The sequence below is a fragment of the Bradyrhizobium sp. UFLA06-06 genome (assembly GCF_054820065.1).
In genome coordinates, this window is the sequence record NZ_JADFUD010000003.1 from 39715 (window position 1) to 57652 (window position 17938).

At 65.0% G+C, this 17938-nt stretch carries 14 protein-coding genes and 1 pseudogene; 2 read left to right on the forward strand and 13 right to left on the reverse strand.

Annotation, left to right across the window (positions count from 1 at the left end):
• Positions 1-9: 9 nt before the first annotated feature.
• The 9 genes and pseudogenes from tatC to IF803_RS03325 all read right to left on the reverse strand — a co-directional run bounded on the left by tatC (position 10) and on the right by IF803_RS03325 (position 9317).
• Positions 10-807 carry a twin-arginine translocase subunit TatC gene (gene tatC, locus IF803_RS03285; RefSeq protein ID WP_038388491.1) on the reverse strand — a complete coding sequence of 266 codons (798 nt, stop codon included), beginning with the start codon at positions 805-807 and terminating at the stop codon, positions 10-12.
• Positions 804-1367 carry a Sec-independent protein translocase protein TatB gene (gene tatB, locus IF803_RS03290; RefSeq protein ID WP_461191252.1) on the reverse strand — a complete coding sequence of 188 codons (564 nt, stop codon included), beginning with the start codon at positions 1365-1367 and terminating at the stop codon, positions 804-806. Before tatB ends, tatC begins: the two co-directional genes overlap by 4 nt.
• Positions 1368-1527: 160 nt before the next feature.
• Positions 1528-1761 (reverse strand): twin-arginine translocase TatA/TatE family subunit, encoded by a 234-nt coding sequence (locus IF803_RS03295; protein WP_016846882.1) that lies wholly within the window; start codon positions 1759-1761, stop codon positions 1528-1530.
• Between the two features lie 192 nt (positions 1762-1953).
• Positions 1954-2808, reverse strand: a pseudogene (scpB, locus tag IF803_RS03300) (SMC-Scp complex subunit ScpB); the annotation flags it as partial.
• Between the two features lie 22 nt (positions 2809-2830).
• On the reverse strand, positions 2831-3652 hold the full coding sequence (locus tag IF803_RS03305; RefSeq protein WP_028342077.1) for a segregation and condensation protein A: 822 nt from the start codon (positions 3650-3652) through the stop codon (positions 2831-2833).
• A complete protein-coding gene (nagZ, locus tag IF803_RS03310; RefSeq protein WP_461191253.1) occupies positions 3649-4671 on the reverse strand; it encodes a beta-N-acetylhexosaminidase in 1023 nt (340 codons plus the stop codon). Before nagZ ends, IF803_RS03305 begins: the two co-directional genes overlap by 4 nt.
• Before the next feature lie 46 nt (positions 4672-4717).
• Positions 4718-6184, reverse strand: a complete 1467-nt coding sequence (locus IF803_RS03315) for an SPOR domain-containing protein (protein ID WP_461191254.1) — start codon at positions 6182-6184, stop codon at positions 4718-4720.
• A 118-nt stretch (positions 6185-6302) separates the two neighbouring features.
• Positions 6303-8099, reverse strand: coding sequence for an arginine--tRNA ligase (gene argS / locus IF803_RS03320; RefSeq protein ID WP_461191255.1), 1797 nt, complete (start codon positions 8097-8099; stop codon positions 6303-6305).
• A 9-nt stretch (positions 8100-8108) separates the two neighbouring features.
• Complete coding sequence (locus tag IF803_RS03325; RefSeq protein WP_461191256.1) at positions 8109-9317, reverse strand: deoxyguanosinetriphosphate triphosphohydrolase; 1209 nt, start codon at positions 9315-9317, stop codon at positions 8109-8111.
• 138 nt (positions 9318-9455) lie between these two features.
• Here IF803_RS03325 and erpA point away from each other — a divergent pair, with 138 nt between their 5' ends.
• Complete coding sequence (gene erpA, locus IF803_RS03330) at positions 9456-9785, forward strand: iron-sulfur cluster insertion protein ErpA (RefSeq protein WP_016846874.1); 330 nt, start codon at positions 9456-9458, stop codon at positions 9783-9785.
• 63 nt (positions 9786-9848) lie between these two features.
• On the opposite strand, the gene IF803_RS03335 is transcribed toward erpA, so the two are convergent.
• A complete protein-coding gene (locus tag IF803_RS03335; RefSeq protein WP_461191257.1) occupies positions 9849-12977 on the reverse strand; it encodes an efflux RND transporter permease subunit in 3129 nt (1042 codons plus the stop codon).
• Between the two features lie 3 nt (positions 12978-12980).
• Positions 12981-14114, reverse strand: coding sequence for an efflux RND transporter periplasmic adaptor subunit (locus IF803_RS03340; RefSeq protein WP_461191258.1), 1134 nt, complete (start codon positions 14112-14114; stop codon positions 12981-12983).
• A gap of 162 nt (positions 14115-14276) precedes the next feature.
• Between IF803_RS03340 and xth the strand changes: the two genes are divergently transcribed.
• Positions 14277-15068 carry an exodeoxyribonuclease III gene (xth, locus tag IF803_RS03345; RefSeq protein WP_461191259.1) on the forward strand — a complete coding sequence of 264 codons (792 nt, stop codon included), beginning with the start codon at positions 14277-14279 and terminating at the stop codon, positions 15066-15068.
• A gap of 21 nt (positions 15069-15089) precedes the next feature.
• On the opposite strand, the gene IF803_RS03350 is transcribed toward xth, so the two are convergent.
• Complete coding sequence (locus tag IF803_RS03350) at positions 15090-15926, reverse strand: tetratricopeptide repeat protein (RefSeq protein ID WP_411779959.1); 837 nt, start codon at positions 15924-15926, stop codon at positions 15090-15092.
• Positions 15913-17637 carry a dihydroxy-acid dehydratase gene (ilvD, locus tag IF803_RS03355; protein ID WP_461191260.1) on the reverse strand — a complete coding sequence of 575 codons (1725 nt, stop codon included), beginning with the start codon at positions 17635-17637 and terminating at the stop codon, positions 15913-15915. The genes IF803_RS03350 and ilvD overlap by 14 nt, the downstream gene beginning before the upstream one ends.
• Positions 17638-17938: the final 301 nt, after the last annotated feature.

Consider the following 17938-nt stretch of genomic DNA (forward strand, 5'->3'; position numbering starts at 1 on the left):
CAAAATCACCTATTCGGCGGGATTGGTCGCCCCGGACGAGGCGGTCGAGGTGGCAGCCTTCTTCTCGACGATCCGGACCGCGATGATGGCGCCCTCGTAGAGCGCGAGCAGCGGGATCGCGAGCGAGGCCTGGCTCAGCACGTCGGGCGGCGTCAGCACGGCGGCGATGATGAAGGCGATCACGATGAAGTAGCGCCGCTTCTCCTTCAGCATCTTCGAGGTGACGATGCCGATCCGGCCGAGCAGCGTCAGGATTACCGGCAGCTGGAACGCGATGCCGAAGGCGAAGATCAGCGACATCATCAGCGAAAGATATTCGCCGACCTTGGGCAGCAGCTGGATCTGCGCGGTCTCCGCGCCCCCGGCCTGCTGCATGCCGAGCGAAAACCGCACCAGCATCGGCAGCACGACGAAATAGACCAGCGCCGCGCCCATAACGAAGAACACCGGGGTGGCGATCAGATACGGCAGGAACGCGTTGCGCTCATGCCGGTAGAGACCAGGCGCGACGAATTTGTAGATCTGGGTGGCCACGATCGGAAACGAGATGAAGCCCGCGCCGAACAATGCGAGCTTCAGCTGGGTGATGAAATATTCCAGCAGCGCGGTGTAGATGAATTTCGAATTCTCAGGCCCCGCGATCCAGACGAACGGCCAGACCAGCACATTGTAGATCTGCTTGGCGAAGAAGAAGCAGATGATGAAGGCCACACCGAAGCCGAGCAGCGCCTTGATCAGCCGCGAGCGCAGCTCGATCAGGTGATCCATCAAGGGGGCCTTGCTGGCCTCGATGTCTTCGGCGCTCATGACGCCCTCGCGTCCTTGCGCACATCCGGCTGTGCCGGCGTCACGTCCTGCGGCGTCGGCTCACCCTTCACCTCATTGGTGATCGCGAGCGGCTCGCTGGCGGCGACATGCGTCTCAGCCTCGACGAAGGTTTCCGGCGTCGGCTCGGCGGGAGTCGTGGGAGTAACCGGTGCGTCACTTGACGTCACCGGTGCGTCGCTGGACGTCACCGGTGCGTCGCTGGACGTCACCGGTGCGTCGATTGCGGAGGCGACCTGCGCATCGACCGGCTTGTCGATCTGCAGGGCGTCGCTGACGTCCTTCTGCAGCGAGGTCATGATGTTGCCGCTGGTGATACCGGTTGCGGCCTCCTTGACCTCGTCAAAGCTCTTCTTGAGGTCGGCCATCTCGGCCTCGCGCATGGCTTCCTGGAACTGGCCCTGGAATTCGGAGGCCATCTTGCGGGCCTTGCCCATCCATTGCCCGACCATGCGCAGCACGCCCGGCAGTTCTTTCGGGCCGATGGCGATCAGCGCGACGACCGCGATGACGACCAGTTCACTCCACCCGATATCGAACATGAATTCTTCCGCCTAAGCGCGCCGCCATCGGCCCCATCGCTCTTAACAGGATCTGGGGCTGCCGGCGCCTTTTCTCAATCGGCGTCCATAGCGCGTCTGTGCGACGGCGTCACCGTTTCGCGCAAGAAAAAACGTCGAAATATGCGTCAGTACAAGCGCGTTAGACGGCCTTGCTGCCGACGTCCTGGCGCGCGGCCGACGTCGCCGCATTGTGATCGATCGACTTGGTGGGCTCGGTCTTCTCGGCGACCTTGTCGTCGTCCTGCATGCCCTTCTTGAAGGCCTTGATGCCCTGAGCGACGTCACCCATCAGATCCGAAATCTTGCCGCGTCCGAACAGCAGCAGGACCACTGCGATCACGACGATCCAGTGCCAAATGCTCAACGAACCCATCCTGCAACCCTCCAGAAATGGCCGGCGGACCGGCCTGAACTTTGCCGGAAGGTAGGCCCGCGGGGTGTCAAAAACAAGGACCTCGGCCGCGGCAAATCGCTGTCGCGGCTACGTAATATTGCTAGGCTTAACCGGGAATATTCAGGCTTATTCGCCCTTGTCCTCGGCGTCGGCCTCATCACCCGCGCGGTCGGCCCGGTCTTGCGGCTCGCCAGCGTCAGGTTCGGCCGTATCCGCCTCAGAGCCAACATCCGCCTCGACCTCGACCTCGGCGGTGGTTTCAACCACCGCAGTCGCTTCGGCCTCAGTCTTTTCGGCCTCAGTCTTGGGTTCCTCGGCTTCCGGCTCGACGGCCGGCGCCAGCAGCAGTTCCAGCGTATCACCCGGCTCGAGCGGCTCCTCGTCTTCCCGCAGCGTCGCGTCATCCGACGGCGACGGAACGGAAAATCCGGTCGGCAGACGCGAGTCGAGCAGACCCGTGCCCTTCAGCTCCTCGAGCCCCGGCAGGTCGCCAAGCGCTTCAAGACTGAACTGCGACAGGAACGCGTCGGTGGTTCCGAAGGTCAGCGGACGGCCCGGCGTCTTGCGGCGGCCGCGCGGACGGATCCAGCCGGTCTCGAGCAGCACGTCGATCGTGCCCTTCGACGTGACCACGCCGCGAATCTCTTCGATTTCGGCGCGAGTCACCGGCTGGTGATAGGCGACGATCGCCAGCACCTCGATCGCGGCACGCGACAGCTTCCGCGTCTCGGTGCTCTCGCGCGTCATCAGCCACGACAGATCGCCGGCGGTGCGGAACGTCCACTTGTTGGCGACGCGCACCAGGTTGACGCCGCGCGGCGCGTATTCCGCCTGCAACTGTGCCAGCGCAGCCTTGACGTCGACGCCATCGGGCATCCGCTTTGCCAGCGTTGCCTGGTCGATCGGCTCGGCCGATGCAAACAACAGGGCTTCCAGGAGCCGCAATTCCTCAGGACGCGCCACCGGATCCATAGGAGAAACCTCCTCCTCGGGCTCTTCTCTGCGCACTTCCGCCAAGCTTGCCATGGGCTTGCTCTCCTTCTTCCACTTACTCAACCGACAGGTCCGGCGCCGCCATTGCGGCCTGCGCTTGACGCTTTCGGAAATAGATCGGCGCGAACGCCTGCTTCTGGTTGATCTCCATCTCGCCTTCGCGAACCAGTTCGAGGGCGGCCGCGAAGCTCGAGGCGAACACCGTCGCCTTTTGCTTGGGATCTGCGACGTACTTCATCAGGTACTCGTCGAGGCAGCTCCATTCCTCGGCGAGGCCGACCAGCCGCTCCAGCGACGCGCGCGCTTCGGCGAGCGACCACACCGTCCGCTTGGCCAGATGCACCGATGTCAGTACGCGCGACGCGCGCTGCGTGGCGTAGGCCGACAGCAGGTCGTACAAGGTCGCGGTGAACTTCGGATGCTTGATCTCGGCGATCGATTCCGGATTGCCGCGCGGAAAGATATCGCGCTGGAACTGGGGCCGGTTCATCAGCCGGTTCGCCGCCTCGCGGATCGCCTCCAGCCGGCGCAGCCGGTTGGCGAGCGCGGTCGCCATTTCCTCGGCGCTCGGCCCCTCCGCGGTCGGCGGCTCGGGCAGCAGCAGCCGCGACTTCAGGAACGCCAGCCACGCCGCCATCACCAGATAGTCGGCCGCAAGCTCGAGGCGAATCTTGCGCGCCGCCTCGATGAACGAAAGATATTGATCGGCGAGCGCGAGGATCGAGATCTTCGACAGGTCGACCTTCTGCTGCCGTGCCAGCGTCAACAGCAGGTCGAGCGGACCCTCATAGCCCTCGACGTCGACCACCAGCGCCGGTTCGCCCTCGGCGAGGTCAGCCGGCCGCCCGGTATCAAACGAAAGAATTTCAGCGGTCATGCCGTCCCTACCCGATCCAACAACGCATCCAGTTCATCCCGTGCCGCCTGCCGGTCGAGCGGCTGAGGCGGCTTGCGCGCGGCGAGCGTCGCCTTGGCGCGCTCAAGCGCCTTGCCGGTCAGTTCCGGCGTTTCGCGTGCGACCTCGCGCATCTCGTCAATATTGCCGTTGCAGTGCAGAACCATGTCGCAACCGGCGGTGACGATGGCGCGGGTCCGCTCGGCAATCGATCCGGCCAGAGCATTCATCGACACGTCATCACTCATCAACAAACCCTGGAACCCGATCAGGCCGCGAATCACCTGTTCGATGATTGTCGCAGAAGTCGTCGCCGGATGGACGGGGTCGAGCGCGCTAAACACAACATGTGCAGTCATCGCCATCGGCAGATCGGCAAGCGGCTGAAACGCAGCAAAATCGGTCCGTTCCAGCTCGTCCCTGGCGGTATCGACCGTCGGAAGCCGGAAATGGCTGTCCGCCGTGGCCCGGCCATGGCCGGGAATATGCTTGAGAACCGGCAGCACCCCGCCCTGTTCCAGCCCGTCCGTGACAGCGCGGGCGATCGCCGCGACCTTGTCCGGCTCGGTTCCATAGGCCCGGTTGCCGATCACCGCATCCGCCCCGGCCACCGGAACGTCGGCCAAGGGCAGGCAATCGACGGTGATTCCGAGATCGATCAGATCGGCCGCAATCAGCCGTGAGCTGACCCGGGCTGCCGCAAGCCCGAGCTTCGGATCGATGTCGTAGAGCGCCCCAAAGCTCGCGCCCGGCGGATAGGCCGGCCAATGCGGCGGGCCGAGCCGCTGCACCCGCCCGCCTTCCTGGTCAATCAGGACCGGGGCATCGGCGACGCCGACCGCGGACTGGAGTTCCCCAACAAGAGCCGCGACTTGGGCAGGACTCTCGATGTTACGCTTGAACAGGATGAAGCCCCATGGCCGCTCGGCGCGAATGAATTCGCGTTCGGCGTCGTTGAGGATCAGCCCGGATATGCCCGTGATGAATGCGCGGTTCGTCATTCGGCCGATTAGGCCGTATGCAGCTCACGGGTCAAGGAAACGGCCCTTAATTTCTTTGGATGAGGCACTGCGGCCCACCGGCAGACATCAGGCTCTTGCACACTTGGCTCGCCTCTTCCGAGGACGCGAACGGGCCGGCAAAGGCGCGGTAGTAGACGCCCTTCTCTCCGAGATCGACGCGCTTCACCACCAAGGGCTGCGAACCGAGCACGTTGCGATACTTGCCCTGCAGCGTCCGATAGGACGCCTGCGCGTCCGCCTCGTTCTTCTGCGAGGACACCTGGACCAGATATCCGCCGCCACCAACCGGAGCCGCCGAGGTTGACGCGACCCGGGTCGGAGGCGCGGCCGGAGCCGCCTCAGCCTGGCCGGGAACAAGCGACATTGGCGAGTTGACGCTGGCATTGGCCGCAGCCGGGTTGCCGCGCGACACCGGAGGCTTCGCCGCCGCCGGAGGTTTCGCCGGCACGGCCGCGGTGGCCTGCGTGCCATCGGGCGCATCGCCCTTGACCGAGAGGGTGCGGACCTTGCGCGGCTCGTTGTTGGGCAACGTGCCGTTCGCGGTGAGCGGCGCCGGCGCCGGCTGCGCCGTCTGCACGCTGGCCGCCGGCGGCGGATTCGCATTGGCGTTCAGCGGCGGAAACACGACGCGCGGTCCGGCGGTCTTCGAATTGACGTCGACCGGCGTCTCTTCACGCGACACGATCTTCTCGGTGCCGTCGCCCGTCGCCATCCGGTCCGGCGTCTTGGCCGGCGCATCGGCCTGGGCCGGGATCACCTTGGTCGGCGTGTTGTCAGCCTTGATGATCGGCGGCTCACCGCTGCGGGGCGAGCCGACATAGGTCCGGTAGGCGTACGCGCCACCGACGCCGAACACGCCAAGCGCCAGCACCGCGGCGACCGTTATCAGGCCGCTGCGCCGCCGACGGGGCTCGGGTTCTTCCTCGTATGCCTCCTCATAGGCATAGGGATCGTCCGGATAGGCGGGATCGCGCTGCAGGTCCTGCTCGCCGGCTTCCAGCTGGCCGTAGAGCGCGTCGTCATAGCGCGACGGATCCTGACTCTGACCGCCACTCTGATAGTGCGGCTCCTCGTCAAATGCCTCCGGCTGCCGAGGGGCCTCGACCGGCCGATACTGCGCCACCGGCGCGGGCGCAGGCTGCGCCTGCTGGGCCGCATAGCGGTGCAACGGATGCACCGGCTTCGGCTGGTAGTCCTGCTCGGGCTCTTCGTCTTCGGCGTTCTGCACGGGAGGCGGAGCGACGGCCTCCTGCCGCGCGCGTTGCATCCAAGGCGGCGGGCCCGCGGGCGGCGCATCCTCGTCCGCGGCCTGCGGCTCGTATTGTTGCGGCCGCGCGTTGGCGCGCGACTGCAGCGGACGCGGCGGCGGCTTGTTGGAGGAGCCGAACGGATCCGTCTGGCCGATCAGCCGTGCCAGTTCGGCAAGCGGATCGCTGTCGGCCTTGGAAGCCGTGTCGGCGGGAAAATGTCGGTCCTGATATCGATCAGCCATTGTGATGATGCATCCCCTTCGGGACAGCGCCAAGATCGCCGGCACAGCCGGTCCGTACGAGTTGGCCTCTGCCAGATGCCCTCACAAATCCCCACTCGTGAGGGCCTAATGCCCCTGCCTACCGCATCTCGGTCGGAGCGTGGACGCCTAGAACAGCTAAGCCCGATGCCAGAACCGAGACGACGCCCTGAACCATTGCCAGTCGCGCCCTCGTGATCTCTGCATCATTATTGATAATGAAGCGTAAATAGGGCAAATCGCGCCCCTTGGTCCAAAGCGCGTGAAATTCACTGGCCAAATCATAGAGATAAAAAGCGATTCGGTGCGGCTCATGTGCCACCGCCGCAGCCTCGATCATCCGCGGATAAAGCGCAAGCCGCTTGAGCAGCTCGAGCTCGGCCGGGTCGGTCAGCCGCTCGACCGTAGCATTACGGAGATAGGCGAGCCGGGCCTCATCGGTCTCGGGCAGATCGGGAACCGCTTCCTCCCGCGCGTTGCGGAAGATCGAGTGGCCGCGGGCGTGGCCATACTGGACGTAGAAGACCGCGTTGTCCTTTGACTGCTCGATCACCTTGGCGAGGTCGAAATCGAGCACCGCGTCGTTCTTGCGGAACAGCATCATGAATCGGACAGCGTCGGAGCCGACCTCCTCGACCACCTCGCGCAGCGTGACGAACTCGCCGGACCGCTTCGACATCTTCACCGGCTCGCCGTCGCGCAGCAGCTTCACGAGCTGCACGATCTTGACGTCGAGCACAGCCTTGCCCGCGGTCACCGCCTTCACGGCGGCCTGCATGCGCTTGATGTAGCCGCCGTGATCGGCACCGAACACGTCGATCAGATTGGTGAAGCCACGCTCGAACTTGTAGCGGTGGTTGGCGATGTCGGATGCGAAGTAGGTGTAGGAGCCGTCCGACTTGATCAGCGGACGATCGACGTCGTCGCCATAGGCGGTGGCGCGGAACAGCGACTGCTCGCGGTCCTCGTAGTCCTCGACCGGCTTGCCCTTCGGCGGCGGCAAACGGCCCTCGTAGATGTCGCCCTTGGCGCGCAGGAAATCGATGGTCTCGGCGACCTTGTTGTTGCCTGACGCGATCAGCGAGCGCTCGGAGAAGAACACGTCGTGATGGATATTGAGCGCGGCGAGATCGCCCTTGATCATCTCCATCATCATGGCGATCGCCTTGTCGCGCACGATCGGCAGCCACGCGGCTTCCTGCACGTCGAGCAACTTCTCGCCATATTCTTTGGCGAGCGCCTCGCCGACCGGCACGAGGTAGTCGCCGGGATAGAGCCCTTCCGGGATCGGGCCGATGTCCTGGCCGAGTGCCTCGCGGTAGCGCAGGAACGCCGAACGCGCGAGCACGTCGACCTGGGCGCCGGCGTCGTTGATGTAATATTCGCGGCAGACGTCGAAGCCCGCGAATTGCAGCAGGCTGCACAGCGCGTCGCCGAACACGGCGCCGCGGCAATGGCCGACATGCATCGGCCCGGTCGGGTTGGCCGAGACGTATTCGACATTGACCTTCTCGGCCTTGCCGATGTCGCTGCGCCCGTAAGCCGAGCCGGCGGCCAGCACGGCGCGTAGCGCGTCCGACCAGACTTGCGGCTTCAAGGTCAGGTTGATGAAGCCGGGCCCGGCGACATCGACCGACGCCACCAGCGCATCGGCGCGCAGGCGCTCGGCGATCTTGTCGGCAAGGTCGCGCGGCTTGGCCTTGGCGTCCTTGGCGAGCACCATCGCGGCATTGGTGGCCATGTCGCCATGGCTGGCGTCGCGCGGCGGCTCCACCACGACGCGGGACGGATCGATGCCGGCGGGCCAATTGTCCTCGGCTGCCACAGCGGCACAGATCGCGTGCACGCGCGTCAACATGTCGGCAAAAAGGTGTGGTGAAGCAGTGGTGTCGGCCATGGCAGGGCGCTAACGCAAATCCGGGGTCGAGTCAAAAAGCCTTTGGTGCTCGATCAGGGCGAAACGGTCGGTCATCCCGGCAATGAAATTGCCGATCCGCCTGTTCCGAGCGCCCCCGGTCTCCTGCACGCTCCCCTCGATCCATTCCGCCGGCAGGTCCTCCGGCGATTGCTGGTAGCGCTCGAACAGATTGCGGACCACCTCCTCCGCCTCTCCCATCACCAGCATCACCCGCTTGTGGCGATACATCCGCCGGAACAGGAACGCCTTGATCGCCGCCTCCTGCTCCGCCACCTCGGACGGAAACGCGATCAGCGGGGCATTGTGGTGGCGCACGTCGTGGGCCGATAGCGGCTGCGCGGCCGCGAGGCGCCGGCTCGCTTCGTTGAAGACCGCGCTGATGAAGTGTGAGATCAGCTCACGCACCAGTTCGGCGCCGCGCCGGACCTCGTCGAGCCTAGGATAGTGGCGGTCGATCTCGGCGATGATGTCGGCGGTCAGCGGCATCTCCTTGAGGTCGTCGACCGCGAACAGGCCGGCACGCAGGCCGTCATCGATATCGTGCGCGTCATAGGCGATGTCGTCGGCGAAGGCCGCGATCTGTGCCTCGAGCGAGGCATAGCTCCAGAGCTCGAGGTCGTAGCCCTTGTTGTAGTCAGCAATTCCGATCGGGATTCCACTGTCCAGGTAGCGGCCGGCGGGCGCGCCATTGCGCTCGGTCAGCGGACCGTTGTGCTTGACGATCCCCTCGAGCGATTCCCAGGTCAGGTTCAGTCCGCCGAATTCGGGATAGCGATGCTCCAGCGAGGTGACGACCCGCAGCGCCTGCGCATTGTGGTCGAAGCCGCCGTCATCCCTGAGGCATTCGTCGAGCGCCCGCTCGCCGGCATGCCCGAACGGCGGATGGCCGAGGTCATGCGCCAGCGCCAGCGTCTCGGTCAGGTCCTCGTCGACCCCGAGCTGGCGGGCCAGCGCCCGGGCGATCTGTGCGACCTCCAGCGAATGGGTCAGCCGCGTGCGGTAGTGATCGCCTTCGTGGAAGACGAAGACCTGGGTCTTGTGCTTGAGGCGGCGGAACGCGGTGGAATGGATCACCCGGTCGCAGTCGCGCCGGAACGGGCTGCGGGTCCGGCTCGGCGGCTCCGCGACCAGCCGGCCGCGGCTGCGATCGGGGTCGCAGGCATAAGGCGCGCGGGGGGCAGCCATTCCGACCGACACTGTATTTTAGTCCTTATCCATTTGATTCCATGGTCCGACGCACTTAACTATGACTGAGGCGGCCGACCAAATGAATTGGGGATGACGCCGGGCCTGATCCCGATCAGATCATGCTCAAATAGGGTTTCGGAGACCGACATGACTGCTGCCATCACCGTCAGCGAACGGGCCGCCCGCCGTATCGGGCAGATCCTCAGCAAGGAAGGCGAAGGCGCCAAGCTGCGCATTTCGGTCGAGGGCGGCGGCTGCTCCGGTTTCCAGTACAAGTTCGACGTCGAGCGCACCCAGGCCGATGACGACCTCGTGATCGAGCGCGACAGCGCGGTGGTGCTGATCGATCCCGCCTCGGTCCCCTTCCTCGCGGGCTCGGAAGTCGACTTCGTCGACGACCTGATCGGCGCCTCGTTCCGCGTCGTCAATCCGAACGCCACCGCCTCCTGCGGCTGCGGCACCAGCTTCTCGATCTAACACCTCGCGATCCCGAGCAGTTTCTCCCGGCGAGCCGGTTTCCGGCTCGCGCCGAACGCTCGGCTATTCCGCCGCGACCACCTGCGGCCGCTCGACGTCGCCGCCCGCCTCCGCCTGCGGATCGAGCTTGCGGCGCAGCCTGCGGTCGATGCGGTCGAGATAGATGTAGATGACGGGCGTGATGAACAGCGTCAGCAATTGCGAGACGCAGAGGCCGCCGACCACGGCGACGCCGAGCGGCTGACGCAGTTCGGCGCCGGCGCCGGCGCCGAGCGCGATCGGCAGCGTGCCGAAGATCGCCGCGAACGTTGTCATCATGATCGGGCGGAAGCGCAGCAGCGCCGCCTCGCGGATCGCGTGCTCGGCGCTGAGGCCGACCCGGCGTCGCTCCAGCGCGAAGTCGACCATCATGATCGCGTTCTTCTTGACGATGCCGACCAGCATCACGATGCCGATCATCGCGATGACCGACAGCTCCATCCCGAACATCATCAGCGTCAGGATCGCGCCGATACCGGCCGAAGGCAGGCCGGAGATGATCGTGATCGGGTGGATGAAGCTCTCGTAGAGAATGCCGAGGATCACGAAGGCCGCGAACACCGCGGCGAGGATCAGCACGCCCTGCCCGCGCAGCGAATCCTGGAACACCTGCGCGGTGCCGGAGAAGCCGGTCACAATCGTCGGCGGCAAATTCGCGGTCTGCTCGAGTTCGGTGATCTTGTCGACCGCGTAGCCGAGTGAGGTGCCCGGCGCGAGGTTGAAGGAGATCGTTACCGCCGGCTGCTGGCCCTGGTGGTTGATCTGCAGCGGTCCGACCGTCGGCACCAGCCTTGCCACCGCATCCAGCGGAATGGTCTGGTTGTTCGCGGTCTTCATGTAGAGCTTCGAGAGGTCGGACGGATCGACGCGGAACTGCGGCTGCACCTCGAGGATGATCTGGTAGTCGTTCGACGGCATGTAGATGGTGCCGACCTGCCGCGCGCCGTAGGCGTTGTAGAGCTGGTTGCGGACCTGATCGACCGTGACGCCGTAAACCGCCGCCTTCTCGCGATCGATGTCGACCGTCATCTGCGGGTTCTTGATGTAGAGGTCTGTGGTGACATCGAGCAAGCCCGGGATCTTCTCGATCTTGTCGCGCATCTCGGGCGCCAGCCGGTACAGCGCCTCGGTATCGCCGCTCTGCATCACATACTGATACTGGCTCTTCGAGATACGCCCGCCGATGCTGAGGTTCTGGACGCTCTGGAAGAACGCCTGCATGCCCGGGATCTCGCGCGCCTTCTGGCGGAGCCGGCCGATCACCACGGTGGCGTTGTCGCGGGTCTTCTGCGGCTTCAGCGCGATGAACAACCGGCCGTAATTGGTGGTCGGATTGGGACCGCCGGAGCCGACCGTCGAATTGATGTAATCCACCGCTGGATCGGTCCGCATCACCTCGACCAGCGCCTGCTGGCGCACCTTCATCGCCTCGAACGAGGTGTCGGTCGCGGCCTCCGTCACGCCGATCAGGAAGCCGGTGTCCTCCTGCGGGAAGAAGCCCTTCGGCACGATCATGTAGAGATAGATGGTGCCGCCAAGCGTCGCGAGCGTCACCACCAGCATCAGCGCCTTCTTGGCCAGCACCCAGTCCAGCGCCCATTCATAGGCGCGCAGCCAGGCCTCGAACATCGCCTCGAACGCCCGCAGCACGACGTTCGGCCGCTTGCTCGCGTCATGCGCGCGCAGCACGCGGGCGCACAGCATCGGGGTCAAGGTCAGCGACACGAAGCCGGAGACGATGATGGCAACCGAGATCGTCACCGCGAACTCGCGGAATACGCGGCCCACAATGCCGCCCATCAACAGCACCGGGATGAACACGGCGATCAGCGAGAAGGTGATCGAGATGATCGTGAAGCCGATCTCGCGGGCGCCCTTCAGCGCCGCCTCGAACGGCTTCATGCCGTGCTCGATATGGCGGACGATGTTCTCCAGCATGACGATGGCGTCGTCGACCACGAAGCCGACCGAGAGCGTCAGCGCCAGCAGCGTCATGTTGTTGATGGAGTAGTCCAGCGCGTACATCGCCGCGCAGGTGCCGAACAGCGAGATCGGCACCGCGAGCGCCGGAATGAACGTGGCAGAGGCCGAGCGCAGGAACAGGAAGATCACGAGGATCACGAGGCCGATCGCGATCAGCAGGGTCTCCTCGACGTCGCTGACCGCCTGGCGGATCGAGACCGAACGGTCCATCATGACCTGCATGGTCACCGAGGGCGGGATCGCGGCGCGCAGCGACGGCAGCTTGGCCAGCACGCCATCGACCACCGCCACGGTGTTGGCGTCGGGCTGCTTCTGGATCGCGAGCACGATCGCCCGCTCGTCGTTCATCCAGGTCGCGATCTTGTCGTTCTCGACGCTGTCATAGACCTTGGCGATCTCGTCAAGCCGGACCGGCGAGCCGTTGCGCCAGGCGACATAGATCTGGCGGTAGTCGGCCGCCTTGTCCATCTGGCCGGAGGCCTGCAGCGCGACGTCCTGCTTGGGGCCGTTCAAGGTACCGACCGGGGTCGAGGAGTTGGCGCGCGACACCGCGGCGCGGATGTCCTCCATCGAGACGCTGCGGGCAGCCGCGGCCACCGGATCGGCCTGGACGCGGATCGCAAATTTCTGCGCTCCATAGATCAGCACCTGCGCAACACCCGGCAGCTGCGACAGCGCCTGCCCGATCGTGATGTCGCCATATTCATTGACGCTCGACAGCGGCAGCGTCGCCGACCCTAGCGAGACGAACAGCACCGGGAAGTCCGCCGGGTTCACCTTCCGGAAGCTCGGCGGGATCGTCATCTCGATCGGCAGCCGGCGCTGCGCGATCGTCAACGCGGTCTGCACGTCGAGCGCGGCGGCGTCGATGTTGCGGTTGAGGTCGAACTGGATGGTGATGACGCTCGTGCCCTGCGAGGAGTTCGAGGACATCGAGGAGATGCCGGCAATGGTCGAGAGCTGGCGCTCGATGATGCCGGCGACCGAGGCCGCCATGGTGTCGGCGCTGGCGCCGGGCAAGGTCGCGGTCACCGCGATGGTCGGGAAGTCCACCTTGGGCAGCGCCGAGACCGGCAGCAGGCGGAAGCCGAACACCCCGAATGCGATGATCGACGCCGTGATCAGCGTCGTCATGACCGGGCGGCGGATGCAGAGCTCGGAGAGCGTCATCGGTCAGGCTCCGGCCTTGCGCGCCCGCAGCTCGACCCGCGATCCTTCCGAGAGCAGCAGTTGACCGTCGACGACGACGCTCTCATCGCCCGCCAAGCCGCCCGCGATCACCGAGCTGCCCTGGAAGGTGCGATCGACCTTGACAGGTTGGACCTTGGCGACGCCGTCCTTGACGACGAAGACGAAATTGCCGTTCTGGCTGCGCTGCACGGCGACCGTCGGCACCACGACCGCGTCTTCGCTGCGGATGATCAGCTTGGTCTGCACGATGGTGCCGGGCCACAGCGTCTCGCTCTCGTTGTTCATGATGCCGCGCACGGTCACCATGCCGGTGGTCGCGTCGACGGCGTTCTCGACCATCGCGACCTTGCCGCGCTCGGAACGCTGGTGGCCGGGAATGGTCGCGATCACCTTTGAATCGCCCTTGCCCATCGCGTCGCGCAGATCGACCAGCGCCCGCTGCGGGATCGCGAAGGTGACATAGACCGGCGCCATCTGGTTGATGACCGCGAGCGGCTGGGTGTCGGCGGGGCGGACGAAGTTGCCGACCTTGACGTTGGCGGCGCTGATCCGTCCCGCGAACGGTGCGCGGATGACGGTGTAGCTCTTCTGGACGCGGAGATTTTCCAGCGCGAACCGGTCGGCCTTGATGGTGCCGATCAGGACGTCGGACTGGGTCTTGGCGTTGTCGAGGTTGACCTGAGTGGTCGCGCCCTTGCCGACCAGTTCGGTGTAGCGGCGGAGGTCGCGCTGCGCGCCCTCGAGCTGGGCCTGGTCGCGGGCCAGGACGCCCTCGGCCTGCTCGATCTGCGCGTCGATCTGCCGCGCGTCGAGCGTGAACAGGAGATCGCCTTCATTGACCTTGGCGCCGTCCTCGAAATGCACCGAGACGATGGTGGTCTCCAGCCGCGACTTCAGCGCCACGCTGGATATCGGCGTGACCTGTCCAATGGCATCGACATCGACCGGAACCGATTTGCGTTCCGCCTTGGCGAGATCCACGGACACCACGCGCGGCCGCGCCGTCCCTTGCGCGGTGGCGGCGCCGCCACCCATCCATGAAGTGCGGGTCATGTAAGCCGCCCCGGCCGCAATGCCGAGAACAGCGACAGTCAGAACCAAATTGCGTTTTTTCATAAGTTTTGCACGTGCGCCGCCGGCTTCCCTTGCAGGCCGGTGCGCGTCGTCACTCCCCCGTCGGCAATTGTTGCGCCTTGTTTCCGGAGAGGGTTAGCACAGGCGGACCGCCCATGGTATGCCACCTAAGTGAAATAGTGCGGCTTCAATCCGGTCATTTGCATGCGCATCGCTACGTGGAACGTCAACTCGGTCCGGCAACGGATCGAACTTCTGGTCAGCTGGCTGAAGGAGTGTTCCCCCGACATCGTCTGTCTGCAGGAGATCAAATGCGTCGACGACGCGTTTCCCCGACTCGAGGTCGAGGCGATCGGGTACAATGTCGTCACCCACGGCCAGAAGACCTTCAACGGCGTCGCACTGCTCTCCAAGCTGCCGTTCGACGAGACCAAATCCGGCCTCGCCGGCGATGACGAGGACGCTCACGCCCGCTTCCTCGAAGGCGTCGTCACACTGAAGCAGGGCGTGATCCGGGTCGCGTGCCTCTATTTGCCCAATGGCAACCCCGCCAATACCGACAAATATCCGTACAAGCTCAAGTGGATGTCGCGGCTTCTTGAGTATTCGAAGGAGCGGCTGAAGGCCGAGGAGCCGTTGATCCTGGCCGGCGATTTCAACGTCATTCCAGCGGCCCGTGACGTCTACAATCCCGCTGCTTGGGCGGATGACGCCCTGTTCCGCCCCGCCACCCGCGAGGCCTTCCAGTCGCTGCTCGGCCTCGGCCTGACCGACGCGCTCCGCGCGGTCAATGACGAGCCCGGCCAGTACACCTTCTGGGACTACCAGGCCGGCGCCTGGCAGAAGAACTGGGGCCTGCGCATCGACCACCTCTTGATGTCGCCGCAGGCGAGCGACCGGCTGATCGACGTCGGCATCGACAGCTATGTCCGCGCCTGGGAGAAGCCGTCCGACCACGTCCCGGTCTGGGCCGATCTCGATTTCGAGACCGCCTGACCCCGCCGGCCGGCCGGGAGATCAATCCCGGCGGCCCTGCACCCAGTGCTCGAGCATCTGCAGCGCCATCGCGCGATCGTCCTCGGACGCCTTGGCGATCGCCCGGTTGTAGCTTTCCTTGATCCAGGCCTCGTCCGGCGTCGCGCTGTCGCGCGCCAGCGTCAGCCACATCAGGCCGCGTGCCCGCTGCGGCGGCAGCCGGTCGCCGTTGAACAGCATCTGGCCGAGCAGCGCCTGCGCCTGATGCTGGCCCTTCTGGGCGGCGAGCCCAAGCCAGCGCGCCCCGTAGCGGAAGTCGTCCCGCGAGGCGTCCGGCGTCTTCAGGTACAGCCGGGCAAGATCGTACTGGGCGTCGGCATTGCCGAAATAGGACGCGGCATAGGAGAACATCTCCCGCGCCCGCTCGGTGTCCGCCTTCACCTTCGAATTGGGAATGCCGCTCAGATAGTAGCGGCCGAGCGCCACGAAGGCGTTGGCCACGATCGAGGCCTGCGGCGCCGACGGAGAATCCTCGGCATGCGCATTGGCGATCCGGCTGAAATACTCGAAGGCGCGCATGTCGTCCTGGATGACGCCATCGCCCTCGGCGTACATCTTGCCGAGCTTCCACTGCGCGACGGGGTGACCGCCCTCGGCCTGATACTGCAATGAGCTGAACGACGAGGTCGGCGAGGTCGCCGCAGGCGCCACCGGAGTCGCGGCCCGTTTCAGCGCGCCGGCTGTCCCCGGCTGCGGGGAAACCACAGGAAGAACCGTATCTTGTGGGTTGACCGGAGCGCCGTCGAATCCGAATCCGGGGCCCGCCACCGGGATGGCCCCTAACGCAAACGCCAATATCGTACGCCTAAACGTCCGCATAACACTGTTTCTCGTACGCGCCACCCGGATGGGTGACTGCGCCATCCACCGCCGGCCCCACTTGCTCGGCGTACTTCCACAGCGCACCAGATGTATGGTTCGTCGCGCGAGGGGCCCATTTGGTCTTACGATTTGCGAGTTCGGCGTCGCTCAAATTTACGTTAAGGGTGCCGGCGACCGCATCGATCTCGATGATGTCGCCGTCTTGCAACAACCCGATCGGCCCGCCGACGGCCGCTTCGGGTCCAATATGTCCGATGCAAAAGCCACGGGTGGCTCCGGAGAACCGGCCATCGGTGATCAGCGCAATCTTGCCGCCCATCCCCTGCCCGGTCAGCGCCGCCGTGGTCGCCAGCATCTCCCGCATGCCGGGACCGCCCTTCGGCCCCTCGTAGCGGATCACGATAACCTCGCCTTCCCTGTAGGTGCGCTTGTGCACCGCCTCGAAGGCGTCTTCCTCGCGGTCGAAGCACCGGGCCGGACCGGTAAACCTCAGGTTGGACATTCCCGCGACCTTCACGATCGCACCCTCCGGAGCGAGATTACCCTTCAGTCCGACAACGCCACCTGTCACGGTGATCGGATTGTCGGCGGGCCGCACCACATCCTGGTGCGGATTCCATTTCACGCTTTTGAGGTTTTCGGCGATCGTTCGGCCAGTGACGGTCAGGCAATTCCCGTGCAGGTGGCCATTGTCGAGCAGCGTCTTCATCAGCAGCGGAATGCCACCTACTTCAAACATGTCTTTGGCAACATAACGGCCGCCCGGCTTCAAATCCGCGACGTAAGGAGTCTTTTTGAAGATTTCGGCGACGTCGAACAAATTGAATTTAATGCCGCACTCATGGGCGATCGCCGGCAGGTGCAGCGCAGCATTGGTCGAACCACCTGAGGCTGCAACCACGGCCGCAGCATTTTCAAGGGCTTCGCGGGTGACGATGTCGCGGGGCCGGATGTTCTTCTCGATCAGCTCCATCACCTTCTCGCCGGCAGCGGCGCAGAAGGAGTCACGGATCTCGTAAGGCGCCGGGGCCCCGGCAGAATACGGGAGCGCGAGGCCGATCGCCTCGGAGACGGTCGCCATCGTGTTGGCGGTGAACTGGGCGCCGCAGGCGCCGGCCGACGGGCACGCCACCCGCTCGATCTCGTCAAGGTCCTCGTCCGACATGGCGCCGACCGAGTGCTTGCCGACCGCCTCGAACATGTCTTGCACGGTCACCGGCTGCCCGCGGAAGTTGCCGGGCAGGATCGAGCCGCCATAGATGAAGATCGACGGCACGTTGAGGCGGACCATCGCCATCATCATGCCCGGCAGCGACTTGTCGCAGCCGGCGAGCCCGATCAGCGCGTCATAGGAGTGGCCACGGACCGTCAACTCGACCGAATCGGCAATGCACTCACGCGACGGCAGCGAGGAGCGCATGCCGTCATGGCCCATCGCGATGCCGTCGGTCACCGTGATGGTGCAGAACTCGCGCGGCGTGCCGCCGGCCGAGGCCACGCCCTTCTTCACCGCCTGCGCCTGGCGCATCAGCGAAATGTTGCAGGGAGCGGCTTCATTCCAACATGAAGCAACGCCGACAAAGGGTTGATGAATCTGGGCTGTCGTCAGCCCCATCGCATAGAGATAAGACCGGTGCGGTGCGCGCTCGGGGCCCTCCGTCACGTGACGGCTGGGCAGCCTGCCCTTGATGTTCGTCTTGACGTCCATCGCGACCCTGTTCCCGGCGCTCTTTCCTGCATCAACGCCGGAACCCGAAAAAATGTCCCACCGTCGGATTCAGCTACGTGAATATCCTTTCATGTCGGGGTGTGGCTAAAAAGCGGCGCGACTACGGACCGGGTGCTTTTAAGGTTAAATGTTCAAGCACCGTTGCAGTGTCGCAACAATCGTGGCCGCCGGGCAACCATGTATTATCAATCCTTATGGGAACCTGACGCGTGGCTGACCACATAGCCGTCAGATTGCCGCCTTGTGATGGAGCTCGCTTGAGTAGCGGGATTGAAGGACA